Source organism: Geothrix sp., from assembly GCF_049292215.1.
Taxonomy (GTDB): domain Bacteria; phylum Acidobacteriota; class Holophagae; order Holophagales; family Holophagaceae; genus Geothrix.
Window position 1 is genome coordinate 22,124 of record NZ_JBATQW010000096.1, and the last position, 13,473, is coordinate 35,596.

The 13,473-nt window shown below is 67.5% G+C and carries 12 protein-coding genes; 7 read left to right on the top strand and 5 right to left on the bottom strand.

All coding sequences use genetic code 11. The annotated features are described in order from the left end of the window. Positions 1–4: 4 nt before the first annotated feature. Positions 5–505: a chemotaxis protein CheW gene (locus tag WAS25_RS15585; RefSeq protein ID WP_422313768.1), complete on the bottom strand. Its 501-nt coding sequence runs from the start codon at positions 503–505 to the stop codon at positions 5–7. 98 nt (positions 506–603) lie between these two features. Next, positions 604–2,328 (bottom strand): methyl-accepting chemotaxis protein, encoded by a 1,725-nt coding sequence (locus WAS25_RS15590; protein WP_422313770.1) that lies wholly within the window; start codon positions 2,326–2,328, stop codon positions 604–606. 334 nt (positions 2,329–2,662) lie between these two features. Between WAS25_RS15590 and WAS25_RS15595 the strand changes: the two genes are divergently transcribed. The 5 genes from WAS25_RS15595 (at position 2,663) to WAS25_RS15615 (ending at position 8,981) form a co-directional block, all read left to right on the top strand. After that, positions 2,663–7,144, top strand: coding sequence for a PAS domain S-box protein (locus WAS25_RS15595; RefSeq protein ID WP_422313772.1), 4,482 nt, complete (start codon positions 2,663–2,665; stop codon positions 7,142–7,144). A 48-nt stretch (positions 7,145–7,192) separates the two neighbouring features. Next, positions 7,193–7,597, top strand: a complete 405-nt coding sequence (locus WAS25_RS15600; protein WP_422313774.1) for a bacteriohemerythrin — start codon at positions 7,193–7,195, stop codon at positions 7,595–7,597. A gap of 46 nt (positions 7,598–7,643) precedes the next feature. Continuing rightward, positions 7,644–8,066 carry a bacteriohemerythrin gene (locus WAS25_RS15605; protein ID WP_422313776.1) on the top strand — a complete coding sequence of 141 codons (423 nt, stop codon included), beginning with the start codon at positions 7,644–7,646 and terminating at the stop codon, positions 8,064–8,066. 104 nt (positions 8,067–8,170) lie between these two features. Next, on the top strand, positions 8,171–8,575 hold the full coding sequence (locus WAS25_RS15610) for a bacteriohemerythrin (RefSeq protein ID WP_422313778.1): 405 nt from the start codon (positions 8,171–8,173) through the stop codon (positions 8,573–8,575). Positions 8,576–8,609: 34 nt separating this feature from the next. After that, positions 8,610–8,981: a response regulator gene (locus WAS25_RS15615; RefSeq protein WP_422313780.1), complete on the top strand. Its 372-nt coding sequence runs from the start codon at positions 8,610–8,612 to the stop codon at positions 8,979–8,981. Here WAS25_RS15615 and WAS25_RS15620 read toward each other — a convergent pair whose 3' ends face one another. After that, positions 8,982–9,275, bottom strand: coding sequence for a YciI family protein (locus WAS25_RS15620; RefSeq protein ID WP_422313782.1), 294 nt, complete (start codon positions 9,273–9,275; stop codon positions 8,982–8,984). Between the two features lie 225 nt (positions 9,276–9,500). Then, complete coding sequence (locus tag WAS25_RS15625; RefSeq protein ID WP_422313784.1) at positions 9,501–10,448, bottom strand: carbamate kinase; 948 nt, start codon at positions 10,446–10,448, stop codon at positions 9,501–9,503. A gap of 143 nt (positions 10,449–10,591) precedes the next feature. Here WAS25_RS15625 and WAS25_RS15630 point away from each other — a divergent pair, with 143 nt between their 5' ends. Continuing rightward, positions 10,592–11,077 (top strand): RDD family protein, encoded by a 486-nt coding sequence (locus WAS25_RS15630; RefSeq protein ID WP_422313786.1) that lies wholly within the window; start codon positions 10,592–10,594, stop codon positions 11,075–11,077. Positions 11,078–11,087: 10 nt separating this feature from the next. Beyond that, complete coding sequence (locus WAS25_RS15635; protein ID WP_422313788.1) at positions 11,088–12,902, top strand: hypothetical protein; 1,815 nt, start codon at positions 11,088–11,090, stop codon at positions 12,900–12,902. Between the two features lie 10 nt (positions 12,903–12,912). Here WAS25_RS15635 and WAS25_RS15640 read toward each other — a convergent pair whose 3' ends face one another. After that, positions 12,913–13,458 carry a GNAT family N-acetyltransferase gene (locus WAS25_RS15640; RefSeq protein ID WP_422313790.1) on the bottom strand — a complete coding sequence of 182 codons (546 nt, stop codon included), beginning with the start codon at positions 13,456–13,458 and terminating at the stop codon, positions 12,913–12,915. Positions 13,459–13,473 lie beyond the last annotated feature (15 nt).

The following is a 13,473-nucleotide window of genomic DNA, read 5'->3' on the forward strand; positions in this document are numbered from 1 at the left end:
GGCTTCAGGCCGTGGCGCTTTCGAGGGCCATCAGCTCGCCGTCGGAGAGCAGACGGTCCAGGTCCAGCAGGATCAGCATGGAGTCGGTCCCCGTGGCTCCCGGCAGGCTGGCCAGGCCCGCGATGAACTCGCGGCCCAGGGCGCTCTGGGTGCCCAGCTCCGGCGCGGGCCGGATGGCGTTGGGATCCAGGTCCAGCACGTCGGACACGGAGTCCACGCGGATGCCCAGGGTGCGCCCCTGGACCTCCACGATGACGATGACCGGGCGGGTGTCCTCGGGGGCCTCCCCCAGCGAGAAGCGGTGCCGCAGCTCCAGGATGGGGACGATGGCTCCGCGGAGGTTGATGACCCCGGGCATGTAGGGCGGCGCCTTGGGGATCCGGGTGATGGTGGCCTGGGCCTGGATCTCCCGGACCTTCAGGATGGGCAGGGCGTACGCCTCGCCCGCGAGGGCGAAGCAGAGCACCTGCTGGAGACCTTGGGAACTGGCTTCAGTGCTTGCCATGTTGTTCTCCGCAACGGTCCAGTGGCTGCGACCGGGCTACAGATGGTTTCGGAAGAGGGAGAGCAGTGCCTGAATACCCGCCGGGAACCCTGCAGCGATCAGAAGGCCTCCCAGTTGCCGTCATCGTCGCTCTTGGGCGTCGGCACTGGCTGCTTGGCGGCGGCCAGCTCAGGACGCGCCGCGGCGCGCTTGAGGGCGGGGTGCCCGTTCTTGGCGGGCCGGGCGGCCGGGGAGGACGTGACCGTGGTGCGGGCCTTGGGGGCTGCGGCCGTGCGACGGACCTCGACGCCCGTCTTGAAGCGGCCGACGATCTCGGTGAGGGCGTGGGCCTGGGCATCCAGGGACTCTGCGGCGGCGGCGGCTTCCTCCACCAGGGCGGCGTTCTGCTGGGTGACCTCATCCATCTGCACCACGGCCTTGTTGATCTCGTTCAGGCCCGTGCTCTGCTCCTGCGTGGCGTTGGCGATCTCGCTGACCAGCGAGGTGACCCGTTGGACGTTGTTCACCACTTCGGCGATGGTCTCGCCGGCGTGGGCGGCGACCTTGTTGCCGTCCATGGACTTGGCCACGCTCTCGCGGATCAGGCCCTTGATCTCCTTGGCCGCATCGGCGCTGCGCTTGGCCAGGTTGCGCACTTCGGCGGCCACCACGGCGAAGCCGCGGCCCTGTTCACCCGCCCGGGCGGCTTCCACCGCGGCGTTCAGGGCCAGCAGGTTGGTCTGGAAGGCGATCTCGTCCACCACGCCGATGATCTCGTTGATCTTGGCGGAGCTCTGGTTGATGGCCTCCATGGCGGCGATGACCTGGGTGACGGCGGTGCCGCCCTCTGTGGCCACCTGGCGGGCCTTGCTCGATTCATTGTTGGCGGACCGGGCGTTGTCGGCGGTCTGGTTCACGTTGCTGGTGATCTGCTCCATGCTGCTGGCGGTCTCTTCCAGGCTGGCGGCCTGTTCCTCCGTGCGGCGGCTCAGGTCGGTGTTGCCCATGCTGATCTCGCCCGAGGCCGTGGAGATGGCCATGGCGCTCTCCTGCACCTGCAGCATGGACTCGCGCAGGTTGCTGATGGTGCCGTTCAGGACCTCGCTCATCTGGCCCAGCTCATCCTTGTTCTTGATGTCGGAGTGGATGCTGAGGTCGCCGCCGGCGACGGCCTCCAATACATCCTGGAAGCGGGCCAGGGGCCGGGTGATGGCCCGGGTCATGACGATGCCCGTAAAGATGCCGAAGATCACGCCGACGACGATGATCCCGATCATCAGGTTGGTGGCGGAGTTGGCCAGGACGGTATTGGCGTCGGAGGTGTCCTTGGCGAGCTTCAGCTTCGATTTCTGGAGGTTGTCGAGTGCCGCGTTGACCTCAGTGGTAAATTTGGCCCCCTCGCCCCGCAGCAGGCCCTCGGCTTCCTTTGCCTTGCCGGCCGTGGCCAGGGCCAGAATCTGGGCTCCGGTGGCATCGTACTTGTTCGTGGCATCCTTATAGGCCTTGAAATCCGCCTTGCCCGCCTCGGTGAGGATGGTCTTCTGGAAGGATTCATCGACCTTGGCGAGTTCGGCATCCAGCTCCTTGATCCGGTTGCCGAACTTCTGCACATCGCCTGTCGACAGGGCATCGCGCAAGTTCACCCGCTGGCGCTGGAAGTTCTGCCGAATATCGCCCAGCTCGCCCAGAGGCACCGTGATCAATTCGTACAGCCTGGTATCCGCGGCATCGATGGCGTGCAGCTTCTGGATGCCCAGCACCCCCACGGCGGCGGTGATGGCGGCCAGGATCAGGTACGAACCGATGAGCTTGGGGCCCATCTTGATGTTGTCGAGGAAACTCACGGGAACCTCCGGAAGTTGAGTGGGGGATGGAAAATCTAGACGGATGAGGCTGTTAGTTGAAGATCCGAAAGATGTCGCGACAAGAGCGTAAATTTCCAATTAGGTTGTAGTTCACATGAAGGTTTGAACGGACAGCGGGTCGGATGTGAATAGGGCTTCATCGGTGGACATGAGGGGTCTGTGAGTTATTGACGACCCTCATGTGATTTGCGTCACACTGCAGGCGTAGGCCGTAGCCGCCGTGCTTTCATACGCGATCCCCGCGTGGCTTTCCCCGCCCTGCCAGGACTCACTGTCCAGAAAATTGAGCCGAAACCTGGATCAAGGCCTCTAGATGAACGCGTCACCTATGTCACCCGCCACGACCCCGTCCGCCAGCGCCCTGCGCCTGGTCCGGGGCCTGTCGCTGGGGGCCGCCCTGGTGGCCGTGGGCTCCCTGGTGGGCACCTTCTTCGGCCAGCCCCTGCTCGCGGCCCTCGGCCACAGCCTGGTGCCCATGTCACCCCTGGCCGCCGCCCTGGTGCTCCTGCTGGTCGGAGTCTTCCTGGGCGTGGAGCGCTGGACCGGCCCGGCCAGGGCTTCAGCGCTGGCCATGCTGGGCGGTGTGGGGGCCGTGAGCCTGGCCTTTGTCCTGGGCCATCTTCCCGGTGGCACCCTGGCCTTCGAGACCTGGCTGCTGCGGTTCTGGCCCAAGCTGCAGTTCACGTCCGTGCTGACGGACCTGTCGCTGCTTGGCATCGCCCTCTCCTGCCTGGTCCGGCGCCTGCCCGGCGATGGGTGGCGCACCCGGCAGGCCGCCGCCCTGCTGGCCCTGGCCCCGCTCCTGCTCGGCCTGGCGGTGCTGTTCAGCTACGCCTCCGGCGCGCCCCTGCTGTATGGGACGGCCCGGATCCCCATGTCGCTGCCGGCCGCGCTCTGCGTGCTGCTTCTGGGCAGCGCCCAGCTGCTGGCGGCGGGGCGGGACACCTGGCCCCTGGCCGCCTTCCGCAGTGACCGCCCCGGCGCGACCTTCGGGTTCTCGCCAAGAATGCTCACGATCACCCTATGCCTGGTGGCCGGGATCCTGGTCGGGGGCAGCTTCCTCCTACGCCAGCAGCTCCGGGCCACCCGGACCCAGGTCGAGACTCAGCTCTCGACCATCGCGGACCTGAAGGCCAAGCAGATCGCAGAGTGGGTGGCCGAGCGGCGGGGCGATGCCCACGTGATCGCCCAGGGCGCCCTGATCCAGACCCAGTTGCAGCGTTACCTGGCGGGCGCGGCCCAGGCCCCGCCCGAGCGCGAGGTGCGCAGCTGGATGGCCGAGCTGCAGCGGACCTTCAGCTACCGGCAGGTGACCCTCTTCGACGCCCAGGGCCAGGTGCGCCTCCTGGTGCGTCCCGACCACCTGCCAGTCCAGCCGCCGGAGCCGTCGGCCGAGGTCAGGGCGGCCCTGGTGGCCCCCGGGGTGACGGTGGCGGACCTGCACCAGCTGCCGGGCTCGGAGGAGGTCCACCTGGGCTTCTGGATCCCGGTCCGCGGCACCGCCGGGGGGCCCGCCCAGGGCGCCCTCCTTCTCATGGCGGACGCCGGCACCCACCTCTTCCCCCTGATCCAGTCCTGGCCCACTCCCAGCCCCAGCGCCGAGTCCCTGCTGGTGCGCCGGGAGGGGGACCAGGTGCTCTACCTCAACAACCTGCGCCACCAGGAGCACACGGCCCTGCGGCTGCGCTTCGACCTGGCCACCCACCCCGACATGCCGGCCACCCGCGCCGTGCTGGGCCTGGAAGGACTGATGGAGGGCAGGGACTACCGGGGCGTGCCCGTGGTCTCGGTGCTCCGCAAGGTGCCGGGCACCCCCTGGCACATGGTCGCCAAGGTGGACGCGGCGGAGGTCTACGGTCCCCTGCGCCAGGGCGTCTGGCTGGGTGGGCTGGGCCTGCTGCTCCTGCTGCTGCTGCTGGGGGCTGGCCTGGGGGTGCTCCAGCGGCACCGGGACGCGGAGCGGCTGCGCGGGCAGCTGCACCTCGTCCAGCGCGTGCAGGTGCTCATGCAGGAGGCCGGGGACGCCATCCTGGTCATGGACGGCGAAGGCCGCATCCTCGAGGCCAATGCCCAGGCCGCCGCGTATTACGGCTACACCCAAAGCGAGCTGGTGGGCCTGGAAGTCTTCGAGCTGCGGGAACCCGGGAGCCGGGCCGAGAGCCGGGATCGCTACCGGGCCATGGTGCAGGCGGGCTCCGCCCGCTTCGAGGCGGTTCATCAGCGCAGGGACGGCATCGCCTTCCCTGTGGAGGTGAGCGTGCGGGCCCTGGAGCTCGACGGCGCGCCGGCGGTGATCGGGTTCGTGCGGGACATCTCGGAGCGGCGGGCACAGGAGCACGAGGTGCAGCGCATGACCGAGCTCTACTCGGCGCTGAGCCAGGTGAACCAGGCCATCGTCTGGTCCCCGGATCGGGAGGCACTGTTCGCCAAGATCTGCGAGGTCATGGTCGAGTTCGGCAAGTTCGACATGGCCTGGATCGGGCTGGACGACCCCCGGGCCGGGCAGGTGCGCATGGCCGCCAGCCATGGCGACCGCCGCGGCTACCTCGACCGCATCCAGGTTGCCAGCGGCCCGACGGTGTTCGGCGCCGGGCCCGTGGGCCGGGCCATCCGGGAGGCGGGCCCCTGTGTGATGAACGATTTCCTGAACACCCCGGGCACCGAGCCCTGGCGGGCGGATGCCATGGATTCCGGGTTCCGGGCTGTGGCCGCCTTCCCCATCCGCCTTGAAGGCCAGGTGATCGGAGCCCTCTGCGTCTATTCCAGGGAAGTGGGGTTCTTCGGCGCACCCGAGGAGGCCCTCCTGGTGGAAGCGGCCATGGACATCTCCTTCGCCCTGGACCACCTGGCCCTGGACGACCAGCGCCGCGGCGCCGAGATCGCCCTACTCGAAAGCGAGCGGCGCCTGAAGGAGGCCCAGGAGGCGGGTGGCATCGGCACCTACACGTTCTACATCCGGGAGGACTGCTGGACAGGCAGCCCGTATCTGGACCAGCTCTTCGGCATCGGCCCGGACCATCCCCGGACCCTGGAGGGATGGCTGCAGGTCGTGGCCCCGGACTTCCGGGACCGGTTGGCGGCCTACTTCACCGGGATCATCGAGCGCCATGAGCCCTTCGACCTGGACTACCCCATCCTCCGCGCCGCCGACGGCCAGCGCCGGTGGGTCCACGGGAAGGGGGAGATCCACCGGGATGCTGACGATCAGCCCGTGGCCATGGTGGGCATCATCCAGGACATCACCGAGCGCAAGCTGGCCGAAGAAGCCCTGGTGGAGAGCAATCAACGCCTGCGGCTCGCCTCGGACTCAGCCCGCATGGCCGTCTGGGACTGGGACCTCCAGGCGGGAACCATGATCTGGGACGACCGGATGTTCGAACTCTACGGAACGACACGCCAGGAGATCCAGGGATCCTTGCAGGACTGGAAGGACGGTCTGCACCCCGAAGACCTTGAGGGCGCGGTAAGGGAGTGCGAAGCCGCCCTCCGGGGAGAGGCCCCCTTCGACACCGAGTTCCGCGTCCGGCACCGGGACGGCACCGTCCTGTGGATCAAGGCCAATGCCACCATCCTGAGGGACTCCAACGGCAATCCCGTGCGGATGGTCGGCGTCAACCGGGACGTGACGGACCGCCACCGGGCCGAGGAGGAGAAGGCCGACCTCCAGTCCCAGCTGCACCAGTCCCAGAAGCTGGAGAGCCTGGGCAGTCTGGCCGGGGGAGTTGCCCACGACATGAACAACGTGCTGGGCGCCATCCTGGGGCTGGCCTCGACCCTGCGGGAGACTGCGAATCCCTTCAGCCCGGCCGCCAAGAACCTCGACACCATCATGACCGCCTGCATGCGCGGCCGGGGCGTGGTCAAGAGCCTGCTCTACTTCGCGCGGAAGGACCTCCAGGAGGAGCGCAGCATCGACCTCAACGAGCTGGTGCGGGAGATGAGCCAGCTCCTGGGCCACACCACCCCGAAGCGCATACAGCTCAGGCTGGAGCTGGCGGAGGGTCTCGGCTGGCTGCGGGGCGATCCGGGCGCCCTGAGCCATGCGCTCATGAACCTCTGCGTGAACGCGCTGGACGCCATGCCGGGCAACGGCACCCTCCGGATCCGCACCCAGGCCGACGAGGCCGGGGGGCTCGTGCTGCGAGTGGAAGACACGGGGGAGGGCATGCCGCCCGAGGTCCTGGCCAAGGCCATGGATCCGTTCTTCACCACCAAGCCCCAGGGCAAGGGCACGGGGCTGGGCCTGGGCATGGTCTACGGCACCATGCAGGCCCACGAGGGCGCCTTCGAGCTGCACAGCGAGCTGGGGAAGGGGACGGAGGCCATCCTCCGGTTCCCGGCTAGCCGCGTGGCGGTCCCCGAGCTGGCGGCGTCCCCGGAACCGGGGTCGGCGCTCCAGTCCGGCAGCTCCCTGAACATCCTGCTGGTGGACGATGACGACCTGATCCGGGAGTCCGCCGTGCCCCTGCTGGAAGTGATCGGGCACAAGGTCACCGAGGCCGCCACCGGGGCCCGGGCCATCCAGCTGCTGGAGGATGGCCTGGCGGTGGACCTGGTGCTCCTCGACATGAACATGCCCGGTCTGAGCGGCGCCGAGACCCTGCCGCGCCTCCTGAGCCTGCGGCCCGGCCTGTCCGTGATCATGGCCTCGGGCTACAGCGATGACGAGATCTCGCCCCTGCTGGAGGGGCGGCCCTCGGTTTCCAGCATCCGGAAGCCTTACAGCCTCAAGGAAATCCAGCTGAAGATCGCCAACCTCCACCTGCAGCCCACCCCCGAGACCCCCGGCGTCTGAGGCGGCGTCCGCCGCCTTCGCCAACCCGACCCATCCCCGAGGACCGCCATGCCCATCGCCGTTTGGAACAGCCGATTCGAGACCGGCGTCGAGCTGATCGATGCCCAGCACCAGGGCCTGTTCGAGGCCGTGAACAGGCTGGCCGACTCGTTCAAGGCGGGCAACGCCGGGAACCAGGTGGTCGAGAGCCTGGACTTCCTGGTGGCCTACACCGTGGAGCACTTCCAGACCGAGGAGCGGTTCATGCGGGAGGACGGCTTCCCCGGCCTGGCGGCGCACGAAGACGAGCACGCCCGGCTCCTGCAGCAGGTCCAGGAGCTGCAGGGCAGGCTCGTGGCCGGCCAGCCCGTGACCATGGACGTGACGATCTTCCTGGTTGAGTGGCTCACCTCCCACATCAGCGGCTCGGACCTGCGTTACGCGGAGTTCGTGCGGGAGAAAAACCGGGAGTGACCGGGACCCCCACCGCCCACCGCCCTGCCATCCCCGAGGTCCATCCATGAACATCGCCAGCTGGAACCAGCGCTACGAGACCGGCATCGAGGTCATCGACGACCAACACCGTGCCCTCTTCTCGGCCCTCAATGAGCTGGGCGAGGCCTTCCGGACGGGGACCTCCAGCGCGCACGTGGACCGCAGCCTGCAGTCCCTCATGGCCTACACCGTCGAGCACTTCGAGACCGAGGAACGCTACATGCGGGAGCGGAACTACCCCGGGCTGGCCGAGCACCTGGCCGAGCATGCCCGGCTGGTGGGGAAGGCCCGGGAGCTGCTGGACCGGTACGCGGACGGCCGGCCCGTCACCCTGGACGTCGCGATCTTCCTCGCCAACCTCCTGAAGCACCACATCAACGAGTACGACCTGGCCATGGCCCGCTTCTTCACGGAGCAGCCGCCCACCGTGACGGTCCAACGGCTCTGAGCGAAGGCTGGCAGGCGGTCTGGTCGCCCGGTTCTTGAGCGCTGCAATTCAAGGGGCTTTCCGGCAGGGCCGATGGAGAGGGTGTCACCCACCTTGGAGGTACCATGGCCATCGCAGTTTGGAACAGCCGGTTCGAGACGGGCATCGCCATCATCGATTCCCAGCACAAGGCGCTCTTCGACGCCGTGAACAAGCTGGCCGATTCCTTCAAGGACGGCACCTCCAAGACGGCGGTGAAGGAGAGCATGGACTTCCTGGTGAAGTACACCGTCGAGCACTTCCAGACGGAAGAGAAGGTCATGAAGGACATGGGCTATCCCAAGCTCACCTCGCACATGGCCGAGCACTCCCAGCTGGTGGCTAAGGCCAAGGAGCTGCAGGGCAAGCTCGCCGAGGGCAAGCCCGTGACCATGGAAGTCTCCAGGTTCCTCGCCGAGTGGCTGAAGCACCACATCAACGAGGTGGACATGGGCTACGTGGAGTTCAAGCGGGCCAACGACCGGAAGTAGGGCGCACGCCACTCCTGCCTGAAAGGAAGCGGCCATGTCGAAGATCGTCGTCGTGGACGACAGCAAGCTCATGCGGAACCTGATCCAGCACATCCTGGAGCAGGCCGGTCACCAGGTGGACGCCTGGGCGGAGGTGACGGCCATGGAGGTGGCCGACCGCATCCTGGCCAGCGACCCCGACCTGGTGGTCACCGACTACCAGATGCCGGGCTGCAACGGCCTGACGGTGGCCCGGATGGCCAGGAAGGCCAAGCCAGGCCTGCCGGTGATCGTGGTGACCGCCCTGCACGACGCGGCCGTCATGGAGGCCCTGAAGAGCCAGGCCGTCAACCAGATCCTGCACAAGCCCCTCAAGGAGGAGACCCTGCTCGCCACCGTGGCCGACGTGCTGGCGCAGGCGGTCTGATCAGATCCGGTCGAGCCCTTCCTTGCCCTGCATGACCTTCCAGGGCAGCAGCTCGTAGTTGGCCAGCCCCTGCTGGTGGAAGGGGTCGCCCGCCATCAAGGCGTCCAGGTCGGCCAGGGGGTTCTCATCCTGGACCCGCACCAGCCACATGCCGCCGAAGCGCGGATCGAGCGGCCCCGAGGCCACGAGTGTGCCCTTGGCCTGCAGGTCACGGAGGTAGGCCCGGTGGGCCTCCGTGACGGCCTCGATCTCCGGCAGCGGACGGCGGTAGCGGACGATGATCATGGCGTACATGGGGCCTCCGAATCAGCCATGGCGAAGACGAACACAAGCTGCCACCGAATTGGGCAGCAAGAAAAACCTAACACCGATGAACACTGAAAAAACATGATGAACGCCGATAAGGGCAACTGACTGGGCTGCGGCTGGCCGGTCGTCCGCTCCACCTGCTTGATCGGTGTGAATCAGCAGTTATCGGTGTTCTTCTTTTCATTCTTGCGACCGTTGGCTTCGCCCGACTCAGTCCCGCACGATGCGGGTGCCCACGGTGGCGGGATCCTCGGTGGCCAGGGCCTCGGCGGTGGTGATGAGCACCTCGTCGCCGCCGCCCTCCAGGAAGCCCAGGGCGCTCTCGATCTTGGGGCCCATGCTGCCCGGGGGGAACTGGCCCTCGGCCAGGTGCCGCCGCGCCTCGCTGGCCGTGAGGCGGTCCACCCAGCGCTGGCTGGGCTTGCCGAAGTCCAGGGCCACCTTGGCCACGCCCGTGAGGATGATGAAGAGGTTGGCGCCCAGCTGGGTCGCCAGCAGGGCGCTGAGGCGATCCTTGTCGATGACGGCCTCCACGCCCACCAGGAAGCCGCTGGCATCGCGGATCACGGGGATGCCGCCGCCGCCGCCCGCGATGACGGAGTTCCCGGCCTGCAGGAGGGTCTTGATGGCGTCGAGCTGGACGATCTCCAGGGGATTGGGCGAAGGCACCACCTTGCGCCAGCCGCGGCCCGAGTCCTCCTTCATCTTCCAGCCCTTGGAACGCATCAGCTCCATGGCCCGGAACTCGGGGTAGAAGGGGCCCACGGGCTTCGTCGGGTCCTGGAAGCCCTTGTCCTCCTTGTCCACCACCACCTCGGTGAGGACCGAGGTCACCGGCGCATCGACACCCAGGAAGCGCAGCCGGTTGATGAGCATGCGCTCCAGCATGTAGCCCATGGAGCCCTGGGTCATGGCCCCACACACATCGAGGCTGTAGGGCGGCACCTGGCCGGAGGCGGCCTCCTGCTGGATGAGCAGGTTGCCCACCTGGGGCCCGTTGCCGTGCACCACGCAGAGCGAGTAGCCCTCGGCCACCACCTTCGCCAGCATCTCGGCCGTCTCCCGGGCGTTTTCCAGCTGCTCTTCCTGGAGCCCGCGTTCTTTTTCCTTCAGCAACGCGTTGCCGCCGATGGCGAGGAGTGCGATCTTTCGGGTCATGCCATACCCCGGGGAAACGAGGAGCATACAGTCGTGGCCTTGGGTAGCAAAGGACAGACATCACAGGAACCCCGGGACAGCCCACAGAACCCTTGCTTCGGCCATCGGCCTTTTGCACCCTGTCAAGAAGGGAGCGGACGGCCATGGACCCCAACCAGACCCAGGACACCTACGAAGTCGAGGCCGCCACCCGGCTCAGCCGGCTGGGCGCGGCGCTGATCGACGTGGTGCTGCAGTTCGCCCCGCTGGCGCCCATCTTCCTGCTGCTGCCAGGAGCCATGCTGTCCGGCCAGGTCGGGATGCTGGTGGTCGGCCTCCTGGCGGCGGCGGTGGTGTGGGTGGCCCTGTTGGTCACCCAGATCGTGCTGCTGGTGAAGAACGGCCAGACCATCGGGAAGAAGGTCCTGGGCATCCGCATGATCACCAGCGAAGGCGAGATCCCCAGCCTCTGGCGCGTCTTCCTGCTCCGCTGGCTGCCCTTCGTGGTCACCGCCGCCACCATCGAGCTCATCTTCAAGGTGCGCGGGCTAGGCAACGTCATCCACTTGGTGGATGCCCTCCTCATCTTCCAGCCCACCCGCCGCTGCCTGCACGACCTCTTCGCCGACACGCATGTGATCAAGGCCTGAGGGCGCCGCCGTGGACCTTCGCCTGACGCTGCCCGCGCTCCTGCTCGCCCTGCCTGGAGTGGCGCAGGAACGGACAGTGCCGCCATCGCCAGTCCTGACTGATGCCCTGGTCCAGGCCCATCGGCATTGGCTGGGGCAGGGGGAGGTCAAGCGGGACCGGAGCCGCGCCGCGGAGCTGTACCTGAAGGCAGCGGAGGGGGGCGACGCCGAGGCCATGGCCCACCTGGGGCGGATGCACTTCCGTGGCGAGGGCATCCCCAAGGATGCCGCCCAGGCCATGACGTGGCTGAAGGCCAGCGCGGCGAAGGGCAATGCCCGCGGGCTCTACCATCTGGCGGAGCTGTACCAGAACGGGTTCGGAGTTCCGGTGAACCACGCCGAATATGCCAGGCTGCTGCGCCAGGCCGCCGACCTGGGTTCCGCGGATGCCATGGCGGAGCTGGGTCAGTGCCATGAGTACGGCGTAGGCATGGGCTGGGATCCTGCCCAGGCCAGGAGCTGGTACGAGCGGGCGGCGGAGCAGCCGAAATCGCGCTTCTATCCCATGACCCTCGCCTGGATGTACCAGATGGGATCCGGCTTTCCGAAGGATGCGGAGGCGGCCTTCGGATACGCGAAGCTGGCCGCCGCGCAGGGGTACATGGACGGCCCCCGGCGGATGGGCCTGAACTTCCTCAACGGCACCGGAGTACCGAAGAACCCCCAGGCCGCCCTGGAGTGGTTCACCCAACCGGATGCCCTGGAGGACCCCCTGGCCCTGGTGGCCCTGGCGGAGATGCTGAAGTCCGGAAACAGCGTGAAGAAGGACACGGACCGTGCGGCAGCTCTCTACCGGCAGGCCGCGAAGGCGGGCGCTCCGGTCGGCATGTACTGGGTCGCCAACTGCCACGAGAACGGCATCGGCGGGCCCGTGGACTTCCCGCAGGCGGTCCTGTGGTACACGAAGGCGGCAGAGCAGGAGTTCCACTGGGCCTATCCCCGCCTGGCCATGCTCTACCACCGAGGACAGGGGGTCACTCAGGATGACAACCGGGCCGTCCGCTGGCTGAGGCAGGGGGCCAGGTTTGGCTCCGCCTACTCGATCTACTTGCTTGGATGGTTCACCCAGAACGGGTGGGGGCTGGAGAAGGATGGGGCCAAGGCCATAGACTTCTACCAGCAGGCCGGGGAGCGCGGCTGGGTTCAGGCCTGGTACCAGCTCGGTCACTGCTACCTCAATGGCGACCCCGTTCCAAAGGATCTCTCAAGGTCAGTGGACTGCTTCCGCAAGGCGGCGGACCTGGGCTGGGTGGCCGCCCAGCACCAACTTGGATGGGCCTATCAAAACGGACTCGGAGTCACCCAGAACCTGACGGAGGCGATCCGGTACTACCAGATGGCTTCGGAGAGCGGGGATGAGTCCTCGATGAACCAGTTGGGGTGGTTTCACGCGCACGGCCTGGTTGTCGTCAAGAACACCGAAGTGGCACTCGGGCTGTACCTCAAGGCAGGGGCCAGAGGTAGCAAGACGGGCTGGTGGAATGCCGGGCTTCTCTATGCCTCGGGAGAGGGACTGGTTTCCCGGGATCTGGGCAAGGCTCGTCATGCCTTTGCAGAGGCGGCTGCGCTTGGACATGTGGGGGCCATGGTGGAACTGGGCCGTTACCTCGAAAACGGCCTGGGAGGCCCCCGAGACATTGACCTGGCTCTGACCCGGTACAAGCAGGCCATGGAAAAGGGTGACGAGCAGGCCAAGGCCGCCTATCTGCGGCTGACGATGCCGCCACCTGTCGACGAAGATCTGGACGACCTTCCCCTGGGCCGTCCAATCGAAGAACCGGAGTGAGGGTGACGGTTCAGGAGACGAGGCCCGTGCCCCTCGTCATCAGCGTGTGCACCAGAAGCCGGTCCCGGTCCACCTGCTCGCCGATGCGGTAGGTGGCGTCGCCGGCATCGCTGAAGCCGGCCTTGGCGTAGAAGCGGATGGCGCGGGGGTTCTGCTCCCAGACCTGCAGCCAGACACCATCGTGGCCGGCGGCCTCGGCCCGGGCGAGCACCTCCGCCATCAGCACCTGGGCCGCGCCGCGGCCGTGCAGGGTGCGATCCACGTAGAAGCGGGCCACCTCCAGCGGGCGCTCGAAGGGCACCTGCGGGGTGGCCGCCTTGGGGCCATGGGCCTGCAGCAGCGCATACCCCAGGAGCACCCCATCGACTTCCACCACCAGGGTCCAGTTGGCGGGATCCACCAACTCTGCGGTCTGCTGCACCAGCCCGAAGGTCGCCGCCAGGTGCAGTTCCAGGTTCGACTGTGGAATGAGCCCCGTGTAGGTCTCGCGCCACAGGCGCTCTCCGAGGAGCGCCAGGGTGCTGGCATCGGCGGAAGTGGCAGGTCGGATCTGCATCCCCCGAGCTTATCA

Excerpts from the sequence above, each read along its gene's own strand:
- WAS25_RS15585 (WP_422313768.1), bottom strand. The coding sequence starts at position 505 with ATGGCAAGCACTGAAGCCAGTTCCCAAGGTCTCCAGCAGGTGCTCTGC.
- WAS25_RS15595 (WP_422313772.1), top strand. The coding sequence starts at position 2,663 with ATGAACGCGTCACCTATGTCACCCGCCACGACCCCGTCCGCCAGCGCC.
- WAS25_RS15600 (WP_422313774.1), top strand. The coding sequence starts at position 7,193 with ATGCCCATCGCCGTTTGGAACAGCCGATTCGAGACCGGCGTCGAGCTG.
- WAS25_RS15605 (WP_422313776.1), top strand. The coding sequence starts at position 7,644 with ATGAACATCGCCAGCTGGAACCAGCGCTACGAGACCGGCATCGAGGTC.
- WAS25_RS15610 (WP_422313778.1), top strand. The coding sequence starts at position 8,171 with ATGGCCATCGCAGTTTGGAACAGCCGGTTCGAGACGGGCATCGCCATC.
- WAS25_RS15615 (WP_422313780.1), top strand. The coding sequence starts at position 8,610 with ATGTCGAAGATCGTCGTCGTGGACGACAGCAAGCTCATGCGGAACCTG.
- WAS25_RS15620 (WP_422313782.1), bottom strand. The coding sequence starts at position 9,275 with ATGTACGCCATGATCATCGTCCGCTACCGCCGTCCGCTGCCGGAGATC.
- WAS25_RS15625 (WP_422313784.1), bottom strand. The coding sequence starts at position 10,448 with ATGACCCGAAAGATCGCACTCCTCGCCATCGGCGGCAACGCGTTGCTG.
- WAS25_RS15630 (WP_422313786.1), top strand. The coding sequence starts at position 10,592 with ATGGACCCCAACCAGACCCAGGACACCTACGAAGTCGAGGCCGCCACC.
- WAS25_RS15640 (WP_422313790.1), bottom strand. The coding sequence starts at position 13,458 with ATGCAGATCCGACCTGCCACTTCCGCCGATGCCAGCACCCTGGCGCTC.